Source organism: Ruminococcus sp. 5_1_39BFAA (assembly GCF_964240875.1).
Classification (GTDB): Bacteria; Bacillota; Clostridia; order Lachnospirales; family Lachnospiraceae; genus Blautia_A.
On sequence record NZ_CAXSVO010000003.1, the window covers coordinates 319,467 to 339,235 of the forward strand.

Consider the following 19,769-nt stretch of genomic DNA (forward strand, 5'->3'; position numbering starts at 1 on the left):
GTAATTTTTTCCTGAATTATTGCGGCTCCTGTTCCCCGGCTGCCTTTTCCGTTCCCGGTGCCATCCTGCCCTTTACCTGGTAAACGCCTGCTTTCCAGGCGCTTCCCTCCTGGTTCTGCCGCTTCAGGCAGTCAAAAATTTTCTCCGACATTTTCTGGAAATCCTGCTCCATAACCGGAATTCCCAATTCCTCCGCACCGGGCAGCATGTCGATCATCGCCGCCCTGTGGAACATTTTCTTTTCCCTTGCCCGGCGCTCAAAGGGGATTCCCAGCTCCGCCACGCTGTAAATGACTCCGTCACACCCGGAAAGACGTTCCAGACGTTCCTCCACATCCTTCATGGGCATTTCCTCCGGACGGTTTCTGTATTTCCAGGACATCCGGCAGACTGTCGCTTCCGGATCCAGCCTGACAAGTTCTCTTTCTCTTGCCCGGACACTGCGCACCAGCATCTCATCCCATCCGACATAGCCGATCCTTGTACAGCCCTTTTCACGAAGCAGACTGTAGAGACGCTTCACCGCATCACAGTTGTTCAGGCAGACGGCGTCTGCATAAGCGCTTTTAAAGGTAGTGTCAAACAACACGATATTCATACCCAGCCCCCGCAGCTTCCGAAGCGCCTCCTGGCTCAGCTCCATATCCTCCAACCAGAGCACCACATTTCTCAGATCTTTTTCGTAAATCTGAAAAAGGCATTTTTCCAGAGAGCTGTTGGCGGGCTTTTGCTTAAAAAGCACAAGGGAATCCAGTTCCTCCGCAGTTGTCTGAAAGGCATCGATAAATCTGGAAAAAAAGGCATTCTGAGCTGGCGCTACCAAGGTGATGATGTCCATACTTCCCTCCCGCGCGCCATACTCCAGCGCTACCCGGGTACCGCTTCCCTGTATCCGCTCAATAATGTGCTCCTCCTCCAGAAGCTTTAGGGCGCGGCGCACAGTAACCCGGCTTACGCCCAGCTCCTCGCTGAGCCTGCGTTCCGGCGGGATCAATTCTCCGTCCTGATACACATCCTCGTAGATCATGCGGCAGATTTTCTTTTTTACATTCTGATATAGGTTTTTTTCTTCCAAATCCAACCTCCCTCTTCCCGGCGGCTGGTTCACCTTATGCGCTTAAGGAAGTAGAACCCGGGTCAAGACGTTTGATGATATCCTCCTGAATCTCCGGTGAGAGATCGAGGAAGTTTACAAAGGTTCCGTGAATACGCACAATATACACGCCGCTTGGTGCATATTTCTTCGGGTCTGCCAGCACCTTGCGCAGCATCTCCGGTGTTGTCACATTTACATACAGGTAGAACGGGGAAACCGTTTTTTCATCGTAAGTATTAAAGAATAACGGAGTGAAGATTTTATTCTTAAATTCCAGCCCTTTCTCTTCCATGGTCACACCCCTGAAATAACCCGGGTTGATGCCGAAATGGGATGCATAGCCGCCGTTCATGGTTTCAAAGGGCAGATAGCGGTTGGAAAGCATTCTCATGCCAAGACCGCCGGATGCCTCGCCGTACAGCGGGTCTACGCCGTAGTTCAGCATTTCTCTTGATTTTCTGCCGTCCGGGGTCGCGCCTACCCAGTAGCCGTACATCAGATGGGTGGACGGAGTGGAATAGTCCGGTCGGAACGGATTGCCCAGGTAATTCTTCTTGGATGCCACCATTTCGGAAACCCTGTCTGCGATCAGCTTTGCTTCCCTGTCAACGCGTTCAATATTATTGCCGAACTTGTCGCACTGCAGCAGATACTGGTGCATTTCCTCATCCTGCTCAAAATTGGTGCGCAGAGCTTCCAGGAATCTGTCCGCATCCTGGGGACGTTCTTCCAGGATGGTATCAATGGCGATAAAGGAATCTGCCATCACGCTCAGGCCGTGGATCAGGCAGCCGCTGCCGTTATACTTTGTTCCCTGTTCTTTTGTGTCGCGCATATCAACGCCGCTCTCGATTCCTCCCATCATAGCGGAAAGGAATGGAACCTGATAAAGGCTGATGGCACGGGATGCGCCGTTTGCGGCTTTTACCATTTCATCTATATAAAAATCAAGCTCTTTGTAGAATACCTCGCGGATATTTTTCAGAAGGTCCAGATTGTTGTCATAGCCCAGCTCTTCCCTTGTTTTTCCGATCTGCGTTCCTGTGATCTCGGATTTTCCACCCTGGAGTACCAACTCCAGTACCTTGGGCAGATTCAGCCAGCTATTAGTGGTGTTGCCGTTGTCTTTTCCCATGATAAGCGGCTCCTGACAGCCTGCTACGGAATAGTCTGCCAGATCTTCCTCCGCTACGCCGTTGTTTTTCAGCACTTCGAAAAGGGCATCATCGTTAAACAGGGACGGTGTTAGCACGCCCGGGGTAAAGAAGAATCGTCCCATTTCCTCGTACAGCTTATCCGGGGTGTTCTTGTGAAGCTTCACGGAAAGGATTGGTTGCGGAAGGTTCATGTCAAAATATGCGTCAAACAGCGCATAGGAGGTTGGATTGGTCAGGTCATTGCCTGCAGTATCCCTGCCGCCGATAATAAGGTTCTGGGAGATTGCCCAGCTTCTGTCCGCCACATTAAAGAATACCAGCATGTGTTTTAACAGGGAAGCGGTCAGATCACGGTCAAGGTCCTCCTTTGCGCGGTACGGCTCAAAGATACGGTCCGCATTTCCAACGGAAAATGCGAAAGGATTAGGCGTCTGCTCCACTGTCATGGTCTGCCAGATCAGGACAAAGGACTGGATTGCCTGATACAAATTTTCCGCGCCCTTCGCAGGAACTGTTTTTAAGGTTTCTGCCATCAGGGTGTAGCGCTCCTTTGCTTTTCCGGCAGCAGCAGCGGCTTTTTCCTCCGCCATGGCCGCATAGCGCTCAGCAAGGATCAGCATTGCCTGGATGGAGTTTTTCATTGCCTCATAATACTGCTTTTTGCCCTCGTCTTCGGTCTGCGCCTGTTTTTCTGTGATTTCATTCTGGACATAGAGCGCGCCCTTTTCCAGAAGGTGGCGCACATCGGGAATCACATGGCCGGTTACCTGCTCGATGAAAAAGGCAGCCTCTGCGGTGTATTTTTCTGCCGGAGCGTAGGCTGCTGTAAGAGCCTCTGCAAAGTCGTTCTTTGCGTAGTATGCTTTTACCTTTGCGATGCGTTCTTCTGTGATATCCCCGATTGGGTCAATGTCCCCGAAAACAGCAGTTGGGTCGCAGTAGCCGCAAAAAGAGCTTACCTGGAACGCTGGATTGATCAGCGCATAAGAGCGGGCAAAGGCATCGTCCTGGGTTCCCGCAAATACATGGTAATCCCCCAGTGTAAGAGGGATGCGTTTCATTACCTCCACCAGCGTTTTTGCAATGCGCAGGCAGTCCGGTTCGTCTTTAAAGGTTTCATCGCATTCCATGGCGATCTCTCTGGCAAGGAACCAGCCCTCCAGATGGTTTAAGGCTCTTTCCTCCTGAAAGCGCTCTTTCGCCAGATTTGTGATTTCTTCTGCTGTGTAAATTTCCTGGATTCTCATAATACTTGTGATTCTCCTTTCTGTTTTTAGCTCAACTATTTTTACTTACCGTTATCAGGTTCTTACTACCTGTATTCCTTCCTCTCGGAATCGTTTTTCAAAATACTGCTGTGTTTCCGGTGAAATCCTGCCCAGCTTCATGGTGTAGGTATAACCGCACTGCTCCCATTTGCCTTTTCCAAATTCATGATAAATAAGGATTTCCACTCTGACATTGGAGCGCCCCGCAGCGCAGCCTTTGAAAAACTCTGTAAAGGCTTCCGCGTCCTCCTTACTGTCGTTAAATCCCGGGATCAAAGGGATCCGAAGAAGCACATCCGGGTGTTTCTCTGCTGCCATGCGGATGTTTTCGATGGTATGTACATTGGATACTCCAAGCCACTCTTTATGTTTTTTTGCATCCATATGTTTGATGTCCATGATCCATTCATCCACCAGAGGCAGATACTCTTCCATATGGGGATGGGTGCCGTTGCTCTCGATGGCGGTGTGGATCCCGGCTTCCTTCAGACCTGCCAAAAGCTCCTTTACAGCCGCAAACTGCATGGTGATCTCTCCTCCGGTCAGAGTTACTCCACCGCCGTCAAAAAACATGGGTCTGCATCCCTCACATTCCCGGATCAAATCCCTTACCTCAAATTCCTGATAGGAAAGCCGTATTCCTTTTTGTCTGCCCTGAATGCAGGACCTCTCCCGGCAATCCTTACAGACACTGCGGTCAAGGCTCTCCTCCTTCACTGCCCCTTTGGGACAGCAGCTTTCCTTCAGCCACTCCTTTTCCACAAACAGAGCCCCTTCGGGCGACATTCCCTCCGGGTTGGAGCACCACGGACAGTGCATATTACAGCCCTGTAAATGCAGAATCAGGCGATTTCCCCTGCCGTCCTGGGAGTAATTGAAGCCTTTTTGAAATACTTTAATTTTCATCGCTTCCTCCTGCAAATTGGTATCATATTATAATACCAATTTGTCTAAAAAAATAAATCGCTTCTGCTGTTTTATTAATATGATAATACGATATTGCTTATGGTATTGTCAACCGTTTCTGCGGTGCATTCTTGCACAAAACGGCAAGGGGATTTTTGTGCGTTTTTCCGCGAAAAAGCGATCATGGAGTATCTTTTACCTGAAAGGTACTCATGACCGCCATTTTACACTCTTCGCTTAAGTGCATCCGATCGATCCTTTTCATCGGGATACACGAATCTTATTTATAGTAAGCCTTGACAAAATTTTCAGCCTCGCTTCCGGTCAATTGGAATTCTTCTACTATCTTTTTTATTACCTCCTGCTTTGGCATTTTCCAGTCATATGCGGCTTTTACAAGGGCCGTAATGCCTAATTTTTCTCCCAGCTTTTTCCCTTCTATTTTCCCTTCTATTTTCCCTTCTATTTTCCCTTCTATCTTACCTTCTATTTTCCCCTCTCTTTTTCCTTCCATTCTTCCCTGTTTTTTCGCTTCCTCAATATCCTCGGCAAATAGTCTTCTTAATGCTTCGCACATTTTTCGTTCCTCCTCTGCTTCTTTCCAGTTCGCCTGCATAATTACTTCCATCACATCCTGATAGAATGGGTGTGTTTTCTTTTCATCATATGTTTCTATTAGATCCTGTATTTCTCCGCCTGAGCGCAGGTCGTTTCTCAGGTTTTGCATCCAGTAATTTTTCTCTTTTGTAAGTTCATGGGTAATGATCAACTGCATGGGGATTGGATCTCCGGACAGTTCGTAGATTCCATCCTCACGCTTTTTTACAGTGATCCCTCTTGCATCCCGGAGGTGTTTGAGCATTTTTCTGGGATAATGGTTGCAGACAAAGGTAATCCCTATGTCCTCTGGCGGGATTTCCATTACTTTTTCTGTGTCAGACTGATAGAAACAGGCATATGCGTATACCTTATAGAAATCATTGATGCTTAAGCTGTCCTCAGGAGATTTATATTCGATAATATTATGCTCCCGGAAAAGCTGACCTATGTTTTTGTGAATCTGCTGGTTCTTGTTACGCTTTACCACAAGACAATCCACCTGCATTGGCTTGCGACCAAGTAAATGTTCTTCTTCAATCTGCACTTTTTCAAGCTCATCGGCCAATTCGATCCGCAGAGCTGCTGCAAACGCAGGATGCCACTGTATCTTTCCATCCTTCATCTGTCTCTCCTTTCATTATAGTACATAGAAACAGGGCATCGCAATATAAAGTTGTAAAGTTACCAGTGAATTCTCTGACCGAGATGGCCTTGAAATGAATTCAGAATTTTCTGTTAGGACAGGTCGAAAAACTGTCCCGATCAGGTGGAATCAGAATAGCATATATTTGAAAAAAATACAAGTCTGCAATGTCCGAAAAAGTATCGATCCGGCAGCATCGTTTGGTAACCTATGCTGCCGGATCTTGACAAATCCCAGGATTTTATTTTTCAAAGCTGTCATAGAGACTGTATATTTCCGGCTGGTTTTCAGCTTCCCGCTCCAGCGTAATATACTTCTCCTGCCCGGGAACCAGATCGAAATAATTATCGGACAGAAGTATGTCCTCTCCGAAGTCGACCTCCACAAATTTCGCGAACTGTTTTGAGGATATTTTCCATGTACAGGTGCCTGTTTTTTCACAGACGATTTCCGGTTCAGGAAATTCAAAGTGCTTTGCCTGAACAAAAAGCACAGTGCCTTCGCCAACCGTCCTGCCCTCACTTTCGTAAGAATAGGCAAGATAATATTCCCGGGCATCCTGCCTTGTCTTAATGATCCCGTCAAGCTCCAAATGTGCGATGCGCTCCGTATGCAGCCGTCTCACCTGGCAGGGAACCGCAGCTTCCTTTACCAGACCGTTCTTTACATGGAAAAGCTTCCACTTCACTGTTCCCCTGGTACTAATCAGGGTTTCATTGCTCACATACAAATCTACGGTTGTCCCCTCCTCACAGGCCGAGACAAGCACTGGCTCATAGAAACGCTTTGCACCATACTGAAGCCCTTTCCATCTTCCAAAGCTGTCGATGCTTGACCAGGAAGCCACAGGCCAGCAGTCGTTGATCTGCCAGAACAGGGTTCCCATACACCGTCTGTCATTCCGGTTTCTGCGCCAATGCTCCACACCGTACCGGATTCCCTCCATCTGGATCATCTGGGATAGATAGATCAATGCACGGAAATCCTTTGGGAATTTAAAATACTGGCTCACATAGGAATTGATCACACGATTGCCGTTCTTGCTTTTTTGATGATTTTCCATTACATAGGAAAAAATATTTCTGTCCTCCAGCAGGGTAAAGCTTTCAATAGTCTTCATGCAGGGGAAAGACTGCAGACCGAACTCAGAATTAAATCTGGGAAAGGTACTGCGGTAATGGGTAAAGGGCAGCTCTCCGTGCCACACTCTCCAGTCATGGGAATCTCCGTAATTCTCATTTTCTGTATCCTTCATGCTTCCTGTCGCTGAAGGGGAACTGGGCCAATAGCAGATACCCGGCGCCTCTCTTTCTACAATTGCAGGCATATCCACTTCATATTGGCGGATGTACATCTCCTTATATTTCGGATTCATGTCCTCCCAGATCATCATTTCCGTTTCATTGTTTCCGCACAAAAGCGCAATGCAGGCATGATCCCGGAAACGTCTCGTCTGCTGGATGATCTCCCGGGTCATGTTCTCCTTCTCCTCCCCGCTCCAGATCGAGACAATATTGGCAAACATAAAGTCCTGCCAGATCATGATCCCCTTCTCATCACAATAGTCCAGGAATTCATCAGAAGGGTACACGCCTCCGCCCCACACGCGGATCATGTTAAAGTTTGCCTTCACGCAGCTGTCGATCAGCTTTCTGGACCGTTTTGGTGTGCATCTTCCCAGAAGGCTGTCCTCCGGGATATAATCTGCACCTCTGACAAAAACCTCCACACCGTTTATCTCAAAACAGAAGGTGGATCCCCAGGTATCCTTTTCCTGGCAGAGCTTCAGAGTGCGAAGCCCGATTTTCTTCTCCGACTCACAAAGAACTGTTCCATCACAGGAAACCAGCTCCGCCTTGATCCTGTAAAGTGGCTGTTCCCCGTATCCGGCACACCACCAAAGCCTTGGGTTTCTGATCTCAAATTCTGCCTTTCCATCCACAGCTTCCTGTACGCACAAAAGCTCTCCTTCCGGATCAAAAACAGATATCTTTCCTGTCAGTTCCTGAGACGCTGCCCCAAAGCGCTCTGTCTCCATGCTGCACTTTAAAGTTACCTTTTCAAATCCATGTACCTGATCCGCCTTAAGCTGCAGGATCCTTCCCTTCTCATATCCACAGATCCCTATGGATTTCCAGATTCCCATGTCCGCCAGTGCAGGACCCCAGTCCCATCCAAACATATATGCTGCCTTGCGCATCTGCAAATGTGCCTGGAAAAGGTGGCCTTCCAAATCCATATCCGGATGCTTTGCTTTGACCACCTCCTGATATGTATAAGGGGAAGTGAAATGCACAAGGATCTCATTTTCTCCCTCATGGAGCGCCGGAGAAATCTCTGCCTCCCAGGTTCTGTGCATATTGTCACATTTCAGAACTGATTCCCCGTTTATAAAAATCTCCGCAATGGTATCAATGCCCTCACAGCAAAGCACCACCCGGTCCATGGACAAAAGCTCCTTTTCCGCCAGAAACGTTCTCCTGTAAAAATAATCCTTTTCCGAAACCTCTTTCGCTCCAATCTCGTTCTCTCTGTAAAAAGGGTCCTCAATCCTTCCTGCCTCCAGCAGATTTTGATATACGCTGCCCGGAACCTTTGCCTGCATCCACTGCTGCTCCTTTTCGCTTCGCATCTCCCAGATTCCATCTAAAGATAATTTTACCATTCTGTCTCTCCTATCTCCCAAGTCTCATCCGGATTCAATTGTTTGGTCACAGTTTTATTGCCGCAGCAAACCTTGCAGGAACCGCTTTTTCCCGGATATATCACTGCTTTTTTCAGCTTTCCATTTTCCCACCAAATGTCCGCCTTTCCTCCGTTTTTCAGGGAAATTCCAAGCAGATACCCGTCCTTCCACTCACCTGGCAAAGCGGGAAGCAGTGTAACCGTATTCTCGCTGCTCTGCACAAACATCTCAGACATTGCGGCTGTCAGACCAGTATTGCCGTCCAGCTCCCAGGTGCCGCGCCACATACTTTTCTCATCATCCATGACGGATGCCAGGTTGCAGCGCACAATCCTTTTAAACGTTTCCCGGAGAATTTCCCGGGATTTTTCTCCATCTCTAAGTCTGGCATAATATCCAAGAAGCATGTTCATGCCCCAGGATGTAATCTCAAAATCCTCACATCTGTTACGAATACTCACCCTTGCCGCCTCCGCCAGATCGGTATCTCTCTCCGGAAGGATCTGACAGAAGGGATAAAGACCAAGAAGATGGGAGGTATGTCTGTGGTTCGGAATCGGCTCCTCAAAATCATAGAACCATTCCTGCACCTGTCCTTTTTTTCCAATCTGATAGGGCGGCAGATTCTTCAATACCTTCCGTGCTTTTTCCAGCAGTACGCCGGACACCTTTCCGTCAAGCTCCTGCACAGCCTTTTCATAAACCTGAAGCAGCTCTCTGACCAAAATGACGTCACAGGTGTTGGACAATGCCAGGAAGTAATTTTTTCCATTCACACCAAACTGGTTTTCCGGTGAATAGGAGGGTCCTGTCATATAGTAACCGCTCTTTTCATCGAAAAATACATAATCCAATACAAAACGGACTGCATCCTCCAGCATTGGGAAGCCCCGTTTTTCCAGGAATTCCCTGTCACGGGCATATTCATAATAATCCCAGATCATCACAGCGCACCACGCTCCGCCCAGGGACCATACGCCCCAGTTATAAGCCCATCCAAGAGACGTAAATCCCCATGGATTGGAAACCACATGCGCTGTCCAGCCATCCGCTTCATACGTTACCTTTGCCGTTTTCCTGCCGGATGGAACCAGTACGTTTTCCATATAACGGAAAAATGGCTGATAGCACTCCGGCAGGCTGCACACTGCTGATGCCCAATACTGCATCTGCAGGTTCATATCAATGTGCATGTCCTGGGTACAATCAATATTGTTATAAATATTGTCATTCCAGATTCCGCCCATATGGGTGGGAAGGGGAGAGTCCTCCCTGGAGGAAGCGATAAGAAGGTAACGCCCGTACTGATACATCAGTGCGTACAATGCCAGGTCTTCCTCTCCCTTTGCCATATTTGCAAGGCGCACATCTGTTGGAAGCTCATTTTTTTCTTCCTGTCCAAGAGAAATATCCATTCTTGCAAAAAGCCCTCTCACGTCACGGACATGTTCCTCTCTACAGGAATCATATCCCTTTTCACAGGCACGCTGCGCCCGTTCCTTTGCAGTCATGCCCGGATTTTCAAGGAACATAGTCGTTTCCAGATCTATAAAAAATTCTGCTTTTTTTGCACCGGAAAGCTTAAGGCAATGGGCGTCACCGGATACCCGTCCGTCTGTAAGGACCTTCACGCATCCCTCCAGATGAACCCCGTGCTTTCCGTCACTGTGAAGGGTTTCCAGCGCATCTCCCGAAATTTCCGCACAGCTTCCGTCCCATCTGCCAAGGAGTGTATTGTTCCCAATGCCCTCATACCGAATCTCCATTTCAAACGGTTCCTCGGTCTCTACTTTCATGCAAAAGACCTGTGCAGGGTCAGATACAAAGCATTCTCTGAAAAAACGGCTGCCCTTGTATGTAAATTCCGTTCCCGCGAGCCCGCTTTCCAGATCCAGATATCTCACATAGTCCTGTATGTCTCCGTCCCCGCCCTGACAGCCGCAGATTTCCAGCTTCAGTTCTCCAACCGGCATGTTGGTTCCATACTGGTTTTTATTCCCTACGAAATCATGACCCAGCTCGTCCGCCTTCTCATAATCTTCTTTCAAAAGCTCTGCCCGGATTTTTTCCATAAGCTGTTTCGTCCCGGGACGGCTGTTATTCTCAGAAGGAGCGCCTGACCAGAAGCTGCTCTCGTCAATCTGTACCTTTTCCTTAAGAGTACCGCCGTACACCATGGCTCCCATCCTGCCGTTTCCTATGGGCAGCGCCTCGATCCACTGCTGTGCCGGATTTTTATACCATAATCTGTTTTTCTGTCCCATACTTATTCTCCGCTTTTTGCCTCATATTTTCTTCTTTGTTTAGCCCTTAACGGCTCCGCCGATGGTAAGTGCTTTTTCTACCTGCTCACTGAAGATCAGATACATTACAATTGTAGGAATACTGGAAATCACAAAGCAGGCTCCCATAGCGCCCCAATCCGTGGAGTGCTGTCCCACGAAGGAGGACAGACCAATGGGAAGAGTCTTTACTTCCGGTTTGGAAATCAGGATGGATGCCAGTGTGTACTCATTCCAGATATTTAAAAATGCAAATATCAGGGAGGTGGCAATCGCCGGTTTTACCAGCGGCACCATAATATGTATAAATGTTTTCCACACGCTTGCCCCATCCAGAAATGCAGATTCCTCCATCTCCTTTGGCAATCCGCGGAAGGAGGTAGAAATAACCATTGCAGTAAAAGCCAGGTTAAAAGCAATGTACGGAATGATCAATGCCAAATAGGTATTAGCAATGTGCATCTGCTTTACCAGGATCGCCAGAGGAATGATGATAACCTGGATAGGAATGAAAAGTCCCATGGTAATATAATTCACTGCCGCATTTTTTCCCTTCCACATCATTCTTGTGGTTGCATAGGAAAATGGCAGCGCCAGTACCAGGATTCCGGCTACTGAAAAAAACGTTACCACGATGCTGTTTTTAAAATATCCCACAAGGTCAAAGGCATTAAATGCGCGCACATAATTATCCCACTGAGGATGCAGGGTCGGTCCGAAGGGATTTGTGAAAAAGATTTCATTGTTCGTCTTTAAAGAATAAAACAGCAGGTAAATCAATGGATAAATACAAACGAGGCTGAACAGAAACAGCAGCGCAATGATCACATATTCAATCGGCTTCTTTTTCATTTTCTACTCCTCCTTTAATCTTCTTTTACGCTGAAAAGCTTGTTGATGATAAATGTTGCAAGCAAACACTGAACCACAAGGATTACTGCGGAAGCACAGCCGTATCCGTATTTGCCGACCTGGAATGCGGAGCGGAAGGTCATATACGTCAGGGTATAGGTTGCAGTTCCGGGACCGCCCTTTGTCAGCAGGTTCATGTGAGCGAAGGCATTGAAACCGCCTGTGATGGCAAACACGAAACACATACGGTATGTATCCTTTAACATGGGAAGAAGGATCTTCAGATTGATCTGCATGTTGGTAGCGCCATCGATTTTTGCCGCTTCCAGATAATCCTCCGGTATGGATTTTGCGCCGGAGTACATGATGGTAAACTGATATCCGGTAAACTGCCACACATTTACAAACGCCACTGCTATAATAGCCACATTCAGGTCAGACAGCCAGTTCTGCTGGTAATTTAAACCGATCGCCTGAAACAGGTTGTTGAGCAGACCAAATTCCGGATCATAAATGGAAGACCAGAGCTGGCAGGCAACTGTTACGGACAATACAACAGGAATGAAGAATGAGGAACGGAAGAATCTCTTAAAAGGAATATGGTTATTCATCAGGGCAAACATTAAAAGTGTAGCAAGCCCCATCTGGAATACCACCAGGATAGCTGCAAAGATAATTCCGTTTTTCAATGATTCGTAAAACAGATCGTCGGTAAATAAGTCTTTGTAATTTTCAATTCCTGAAAAAACAGCCTGTGACAGGCCATCCCAGTCATAAAAACTCTTTTGCAGAGTCTGAAGGATGGGATAAAATACAATTACGGTAAACACTAAAAGCGCCGGTACTGTAAAGAGCGCGATCATTTTCTTGTCGCCCAGCATTTTCTGCATAGCTTCTCTCTCCTCTCATATGAACCTTTTTAAAAAGTAAAGGCGCATCCCGGTATGAATCGGAATACGCCTTTTCTGCCAGAGATTTTATAAATTACTTGGTTGTCTTCTCAATGCTCTTATCAACATTTTTGATAAAATCTTCTGCAGATTCTCCTACCAACAATTTCTGTAATTCTTCAATCATATCTGCTGAGAATTCTGTATTGATAAGAGTGTGAATGAATTTAGAACCATATGTATAGGTCGGAACCTTTTCCAGAAGAGTCTGGCGCAGCGGCTCAAGCTCGCCTTCAATCTGCAGCTCATCTGTTTTAACCGGAACGGTAAGCTGTTTGTAGTAGGTAAACTCTCGCTCTTCTCTAGCAGCGGTAAAGATACCAGCTACGTCCATGGCGATCTCCGGATATTTGGTGCTTGCAGATACTGCCATACCGTTTGTATCCGGTCCGCCTGCCATACGGCTCATGCTTTCTTCGCTCTCTCCTGCATCAGCAGTAGGATAAGTATCCATGATGGCGCCATTCTCACCAAGGCCCTTGATCACGTCAGCAACATACCAGCTTCCGTTTAAGAACATTGCGGCCTTGCCTTCCATGAAAAGTGCGTTTGCAGTTTCGTAGTCAGTATTTGTTACGCCATCCTGGAAGATTCCTGCCTCTACAGCGTCTGCAATCTTGTTGATTGCTTTGGTGTATCCTTCATCAGATGCCATTGCGGTTCCTTCGGAGAGTGCTTTTACACCGCCCTCATTTTCCTTTACTGCAAAGGAATCAAAGAATGCTCCAACAGGCCATGGCTCTTTGCCGAAAAATGCAATCGGGATAATATCAATTGCTCTCAGTTCCTCAATTGCTGTCATCAGTTCATCATAGTTTGTAGGAACCTTGATGTTGTTCTCCTCAAAGATCTGTTTGTTGTAGTACCACAGTACCGGTGCGATACCGTCAACCGGGAACTGGTAAATGTGTCCGTCAGAAGAATACAGGCAGCTATCAATTACATTCTGCGGGAGATTTTCCGTATAATTGCTCTCCTCAATGTAATCATCCAACTGAAGGATGCTTCCGCTCTTGATCAGTGTTTCGCAAAGACCGCCATCCACTTTAAAGATGTCCGGAAGATCTCCTGTTGCAGCCCTGGTCTTTAATGTCTGTCCGCCATCCTGTTGGTAATCCTCAAATACCAGTGTCACGTTAGGATATTTTTCTTTTACTTTTTCTGCAGCATATTCTGCCAGATCCTTGTTGTCATCATAGTAATGGATGCAGACATTTAAGGTAATCTCTTCGTCAGTTCCCTCTGCGTGAACTGCTACCGGCATAACAAAGCTTGTTGCCGCCATTGCCAGTGATAAACCTAATCCCAGTGCTCTTTTCATTTTCATGTTGCTTCCTCGCTTTCCTCTATTTGATGGACTAAGTATACCATCCTGACTTTTCCTTCCGTTAGAATTAACCCGGCTTGAAATGGAAAAAAACAGGCATTTCCTGCCTGCTTTTTCCTAATGATCCTGAAGCTGGTTCAAATACTGCCGCGGAGAGACATGATAATACTTTTTAAAGCATTTGCTGAAATAACCTGCATCCAGGTATCCGCACTGCTCTGCTGTCTCTGAAATAGAACAATTCTGCTGCTCCAGCTTTTCCTTTGCCGCCCTCATCCGCACTGCCGTAATGTATTCCTGTATGGTATAGCCTTTGTATTTGGAAAATATCTTTCGGATGTAACTGATATCAAGAAACACTGCCTCCGAAATATCCTCCACGGTTAATTCAAAATCAGAATAGTGCTCCTGGATATACTTTTCTACGTCTCCAATGATCTGGTCCGCACGTTTGGAACGAGGCCGTTTGAAATAATCCACTGTTGCCCCAAAAACCTCTGCCAGCCACTCAAAGCATTCCGACATAGATTCCTTCTGCTTCAGCTCCTGATAAGGTGAAAACTGTTTGCCCAGAATCTCCTGGATGTTCCCCTTCATCTCTACAATATAGGAAAGGCAGATCGATAAGATCCCCATGATCGCAGCGTTTGCATAGTCCATTGAATAATGGTTTTCTATCATTTCCGCCTCCACAAGCGCAAGGTTCTCTTCCACCTTTTGCCTGTCGTTCCTCCGCAGATTGATCAGTAACTCTTCATTCAGATCCAGCCTGTAAAAATCAGCCTTTTGGTTCTCCTCAGCCAGCTTATTGTAAAGGATCACTCTCCTGTTTCCTAAGATAAATTTATTCTGTAGGGAAACAAAAGCCTTTCTGCAGGATTCCGGTATTCCTGCAAATTCACTGCATTCCACTCCCACGCCTATGGTGACGGAAATTCCAAGGAGACGGTATACAAGATCGCAGAGCTGCTCCATAAGCTCCGGGATCTTCTCGATCTGCTCCCTGCTTTCGCATTGCCATATGGATATCAGCCGGTTCTCATAATTCTGAAAAACGATCTGGGATTTTCCTGCATTGTCCCCCAGTTCTTCCAGAATATTCCGGATTCCGAAAAGCCAGAGCTGCCTGTCCTCTTTTAATATTTCTCTTCCTTCCGCCTTGTCCATCTCGATCATAGACACCGTATAAAATGGCGCATCCAAATTACAGCCGAGCTGCTCCAGTTTTGCCCGGTATTCCTGGAACTCTTCCATGTCCTCACTTTCCAGGCGCACCAGCCGGTTCAACATCTCCTCACGGATAATTCTGCGGCTGCTCACATTCTGTTTCTCGTCCTCTTTCTTTTTCAGGATGTTTTCCTTCAGCTTCAGCATTACCTTGCTCAATTCTTCCTTTGAAAAGGGCTTCAGAAGATATTCACTCACTCCCAGCTTCACAGCTTTTCTGGCATACTCAAATTCCGAATATCCTGTAATAAAGACCACATAGGTATCAGGAGATATATCTTTCAGCTTCTCCGTCAGCACAAGCCCGTCCATTTTCGGCATATTGATGTCCAGAAGGGCAATATCCGGCCGCACATTTTCCAGAAGCTCCAGCACCTGCTCACCGTTGGACGCAATTCCGCAGATTTTGAAATCCAGCGCCTCCCAGTCCAGAACTCTTTCCATATATTCACGAAATCTTTTTTCATCGTCTGCAATTACTACTTTAATCATAATACGCCTCTATCTTTGGAATACGGATGCGAATGCAGGTTCCCGTTTTTTTCTCTTTATCTATGGATAGTCCATATTCTTCACCGAAATATAACTGAAGCCGCTCATGGACATTTTTCAGGCCAAAGTGCTTCTTCCCCCGTTCATCCTTTTTCTCCAGGATACTGTCAAAGATCTCCGGCTCCATTCCAATTCCATCATCTATTACTTCCACGATCACGAATTCTTCTGATTCCATCACCTCAATGGAAATACAGCCTCCCTCCTCTTTCTCTTTCAAGCCGTGGTAAATCGCATTTTCCACAAGGGGCTGCAGGGTCATTTTGGGAATCTTGTATTTCAGACAATTCTCTGCCGCACTCATATGATAAGTTATAATGTCGCTGTACCGTTCTTTCTGGATGTAAAGATAGTTTTCTGTATTTCGCAGTTCTTCCCCAATGGAGATCACCTCCGAACCTCCGCTCAAACAGGTGCGGTAATAGTCCGCCAATGCCTTGGCTATTCTTCCCCCGGTTTTTCCATCATCCATCTCGCAGCATACATAAATTAAATCCAGTGTGTTGTAAAGGAAATGGGGCTTAATCTGTATCTGGAACAGTGCCAGTTCTGTCTCCCGCTTTCTCTTCTGCTCCTCTTTGACCTGCTGCAGCAGGTTCTGGATACGCTCCAGCATTTTGTTAAAGGTTTTGGAAAGAACGCCTACCTCGTCCCGACAGTCTACCACACATCTGCATGAGAGATCTCCAGCTGATATGATGGAGGCTGTGTCTGTCAAGGCTTTGATAGGGTTTGTGATGACTCTCGACAAAATCAGGATAAAGATTACGGACAGTACGATGCAGGCTATTCCGATGAGAACGATCATGATCGTCATCAGGTAAATGTCTTTCATAATATCGTGAATGGGAATCTCGTTTATTATGGTCCATCCGAATTTTGAGTTTTCTCTGGTGGTGATCAGGCATTTTTCTTCATTCACAACGGACTGAAAGCTTTCTTCTCCAAACTGGTTTATCTTTTTTATAAAGGAGGGATCTTCTTCTTTCAGAATGCCCTCAGTATTTCTGGTGACTACGACTTTATTTCGGTCATCCACTATGTAATAGTTTTTTCGATAGGCTATGTCTTTATTGTCCGGAAAAAGCTCGGCTATGGCGCTGCTTTTTATATTTATGAAAAGGTATCCCAGGGTTTCACCTGTTTCTATGCTGATAACGCGTACGCCCTGGGTCAGGATTCCCTCTCTTTCGCTTCCTCCCAGAAATTCTCTGTTTTCAATGGGAAAGGTGATGCTGGATATGGGACCAACAGGCGGAATCTGGACCAGTAATTCTTCCAGGTCTTTTTTGTTTGGTTCATTTTTCAGTCCTACACTGACAACGTTATTGTTGTTGTCTACAAAGACCAGGGAATTTACAACTGAGATGCAGCTTTTGTAATAACTTAGCACTGTGCGCAGGCTGTTTTTTATGGAAATAATGGATACCTGGTCGGTCTCGTCTATTTCTCTTTCCTGGTAGACCTGGTTGATTCCCTGTATGGTGCTGCTCTGGCAGATTTTCAGGCTGTCGTAAAGGTTGCTGATCTGCAGGTTTATCATGTCGCATTCATCCTGGATGGTCCGTTCTATTTTTGTTATGTTGGAGTGGTATAGAATTACGTTGGAGCTGGCCAGAACCAGTATTATAAAAAATAGGAAGACTGCCATAAACAGGATGATGATCTTTTTTCGTATGGACATGTCCTTGTAGCGTTGTTTGAGTTTTGGGGTCAATGGTGTTCTCCTTTGAGTGGTTTGGGATGTCTTTATTGTTTCATAATTGGGGAGGTCTGTCAATTTGTTTTTGTGAGGAGAGGTACTTTGCTTTAACAAAAAAAACGGGAGTGGTGGACTCCCGTTTTTTTGCCTTGATTATGTTAGGTTGTTTCTCGTCTCTGGGTGAGACAGAGTGGCGGCGTGAGCATCGCGCACACTACTGGCGCGAATGCCACTTCGGAAGCTTCGAATCCGCATTCGCTTTAGTCGTACAGGTTCTGTGCGATCTCTTCGTCTTCCATGTTTTCAGCGGTGTACCACTGGCAGCCGGTGTCAACGTCGGATACTTCTTCGCCGGAAGCAGCTTTGCAAGCCAGCTCAACAACGGTTTCGCCCATAGCTACAGGAGCCTGGGTGATAGCGCCTAAGAATGTTCCGTCAGCTACAGCAGCTTTGATAACAGCACCGGAGTCAAATGCAACACCGATAACCTGATCTTCGCCCTGGCCGAATTTCATAAGGTTTTCATTACCAGTTACCATAGCTTCACCGGAGTGCTGGTTGGAACCATATACACAGATGATGTCTTCTTTGTTTAACAGAGTCTGGCAGTCGATAGCGGACAGCTCAGATGTTACCTGTGAAGGAACAAGTGTCTCGATGATAACGTTACCGTCGTCTGTAGACTCAACCTTTGCATCGTTTACATATCTGTCGTTACCTTCCAGTTTAACAGTATTTCCATCAGCGATTGCTAACTCACCGATTTTGTCGATAAATCCAAGACCGCGGTTTACAACGGACTCAGATACAGCATCCTGGCCCATAACACCGATTCTTACAGCACCTTCTGCGTTAGCGATTCTGTCTTTTAATACTTCGTAGGTCTTCTCTGCTGCAAGCTCGCCTGCTGCATAGTTGTCAGTAGAAGCGTTTGCATAGATAGCACCATCCGGAGCCCCTGGAACACCAGAGTCAAATCCGATGATCGGAATACCAGCATCCTGAGCCTGAGTGATAGCGTCAAGGCAGGATTCTGTATCAAGAGCTGCCAGAGCGATTGCTCCAGGACCTGCGTTAATAGCGGAAGTAAGCATCTGAACCTGGTCAGCGTAATCGGACTCGGAGTTCGGTCCTACGAAGTTGATGGTGCAGCCTAATTCTTCAGCTTTCTGCTCAGCACCTTTTAAAACTGCCTGCCAGTACTGATGCTGGAAGCCTTTAGATACGATTTCAATCTGTAATCCGGAGTAGTCTGCTGCGGATACGTTGGTAGCACCTACCATAGTACCTACCATTGCTGCACATAATGCAACGCTCATCATTTTCTTTCTCGTCATGTTTGGAGTCCTCCTTAATGATATTATATAGTTTTTGTATATGTAAACCGCCTGTTCTGATTCGGGCAGTACATATCATATATTAATCTTGACTCCCGGAATTCCGGTGCCGGGCCACCATATACAGCCATCGCTGCAATTTTCTTTGCAAATCACAGCGCGGCAAATAACTTCGCTTATGCTGTTTTCTTGTTCTTCAGTACGTCGATGAAGATTGCAAGGATCAAAACCAGACCTGTAATGATCTGCTGCCAGTTTGCCTGTAATCCGATATATGGAAGACCGGTTTTCAGCAGAGACATTACGAATACACCAAGCAGTGTTCCTGTGATGGTACCAACACCACCATTCATGGAAGTACCGCCGATGATCGCACCTGCAATCGCATCCAGCTCAAGACCTGCACCGGTACCAGGCGCAATTGCCTGGAAGGTAGCTGCATATGCAACACCTGCAAGACCTGCAAAGAAACCGGAAATAATGTACGCGATCGACTGATATTTCACTACATTTACACCAGACAGACGGGTTGCTTCTTTATTACTTCCGATTGCGATGATGTAACGTCCCGGTCTTGTCTTATTCAGGAAGATAGACATTACAAATATGCACACCAGAACAAGAAGGAAACCTATCGGAATGATCCTTGTTGCTGTTCTTAACTTAAAGATGCTTCGGAACCAGCCCTGTTCAACAGCCGCTGCCGGCCAGGTAACACTCATACCGCCTGTAAGAATGGAACCAAGTCCTCGTGTGATCATCATCGTACCAAGGGTAGCGATAAATGGAGGAAGATCCATCACTGCAACAAGCACTGCGTTTAACACACCGATCAGAACACCAAGCAAAATAGTTGCAAGAATTCCTACACCTACCGGCATGCCCACTTTGGTGATCAGATGTCCGCCGAACAGACCGTAACAGATCATACCACAGCCTACGGAAAGGTCATTACCGCCGGTGATCAGACAGAAAGTAACGCCGATTGCCATGAAACTGATATAATATGAATAGTCAAAGATGCTGACCAAAGTTGCATACTGTCTGAATGCCGGACTCTTAATGCAGAAGAATGCTGCCAGCAAAACAATTACCAATACTACTACTACCTTCTGGACACCAATCGCTCTTACAATGGGATTATTTGTAAAAGCATTGCCCTTTTTCTCTTTACCTGCCATCTT

At 46.6% G+C, this 19,769-nt stretch carries 13 protein-coding genes; all 13 read right to left on the reverse strand.

Translation table 11 applies throughout. The annotated features are described in order from the left end of the window. Positions 1-16 precede the first annotated feature (16 nt). On the reverse strand, positions 17-1,075 hold the full coding sequence (locus tag ACESZH_RS06445) for a GntR family transcriptional regulator (protein WP_373213004.1): 1,059 nt from the start codon (positions 1,073-1,075) through the stop codon (positions 17-19). Positions 1,076-1,109: 34 nt separating this feature from the next. After that, complete coding sequence (locus ACESZH_RS06450; protein ID WP_373213002.1) at positions 1,110-3,500, reverse strand: pyruvate formate lyase family protein; 2,391 nt, start codon at positions 3,498-3,500, stop codon at positions 1,110-1,112. A 54-nt stretch (positions 3,501-3,554) separates the two neighbouring features. Continuing rightward, positions 3,555-4,427 carry a glycyl-radical enzyme activating protein gene (locus ACESZH_RS06455; RefSeq protein ID WP_373212999.1) on the reverse strand — a complete coding sequence of 291 codons (873 nt, stop codon included), beginning with the start codon at positions 4,425-4,427 and terminating at the stop codon, positions 3,555-3,557. Positions 4,428-4,707: 280 nt separating this feature from the next. Next, on the reverse strand, positions 4,708-5,649 hold the full coding sequence (locus ACESZH_RS06460) for a hypothetical protein (protein ID WP_373212996.1): 942 nt from the start codon (positions 5,647-5,649) through the stop codon (positions 4,708-4,710). A 262-nt stretch (positions 5,650-5,911) separates the two neighbouring features. Next, positions 5,912-8,335: a glycoside hydrolase family 2 protein gene (locus ACESZH_RS06465; protein ID WP_373212993.1), complete on the reverse strand. Its 2,424-nt coding sequence runs from the start codon at positions 8,333-8,335 to the stop codon at positions 5,912-5,914. Continuing rightward, the gene (locus ACESZH_RS06470) at positions 8,329-10,620 is read right to left on the reverse strand and encodes a glycoside hydrolase N-terminal domain-containing protein (RefSeq protein ID WP_373212990.1); all 2,292 of its coding nucleotides are present in this window, start codon (positions 10,618-10,620) and stop codon (positions 8,329-8,331) included. Before ACESZH_RS06470 ends, ACESZH_RS06465 begins: the two co-directional genes overlap by 7 nt. A gap of 39 nt (positions 10,621-10,659) precedes the next feature. Beyond that, entirely contained in the window at positions 10,660-11,490 is an 831-nt protein-coding gene (locus ACESZH_RS06475) for a carbohydrate ABC transporter permease (RefSeq protein WP_373212988.1), read from the reverse strand. Positions 11,491-11,504: 14 nt separating this feature from the next. Beyond that, positions 11,505-12,380 carry a carbohydrate ABC transporter permease gene (locus ACESZH_RS06480; RefSeq protein WP_373212985.1) on the reverse strand — a complete coding sequence of 292 codons (876 nt, stop codon included), beginning with the start codon at positions 12,378-12,380 and terminating at the stop codon, positions 11,505-11,507. Positions 12,381-12,474: 94 nt separating this feature from the next. Continuing rightward, the gene (locus ACESZH_RS06485; protein WP_373212982.1) at positions 12,475-13,767 is read right to left on the reverse strand and encodes an ABC transporter substrate-binding protein; all 1,293 of its coding nucleotides are present in this window, start codon (positions 13,765-13,767) and stop codon (positions 12,475-12,477) included. A gap of 117 nt (positions 13,768-13,884) precedes the next feature. Further along, positions 13,885-15,486, reverse strand: a complete 1,602-nt coding sequence (locus ACESZH_RS06490) for a response regulator (RefSeq protein WP_373212979.1) — start codon at positions 15,484-15,486, stop codon at positions 13,885-13,887. Continuing rightward, complete coding sequence (locus ACESZH_RS06495) at positions 15,479-17,263, reverse strand: histidine kinase (protein WP_373212976.1); 1,785 nt, start codon at positions 17,261-17,263, stop codon at positions 15,479-15,481. Before ACESZH_RS06495 ends, ACESZH_RS06490 begins: the two co-directional genes overlap by 8 nt. Before the next feature lie 245 nt (positions 17,264-17,508). Next, complete coding sequence (locus tag ACESZH_RS06500) at positions 17,509-18,585, reverse strand: substrate-binding domain-containing protein (RefSeq protein WP_373212973.1); 1,077 nt, start codon at positions 18,583-18,585, stop codon at positions 17,509-17,511. 176 nt (positions 18,586-18,761) lie between these two features. After that, positions 18,762-19,766, reverse strand: coding sequence for an ABC transporter permease (locus tag ACESZH_RS06505; protein ID WP_373212970.1), 1,005 nt, complete (start codon positions 19,764-19,766; stop codon positions 18,762-18,764). Positions 19,767-19,769: the final 3 nt, after the last annotated feature.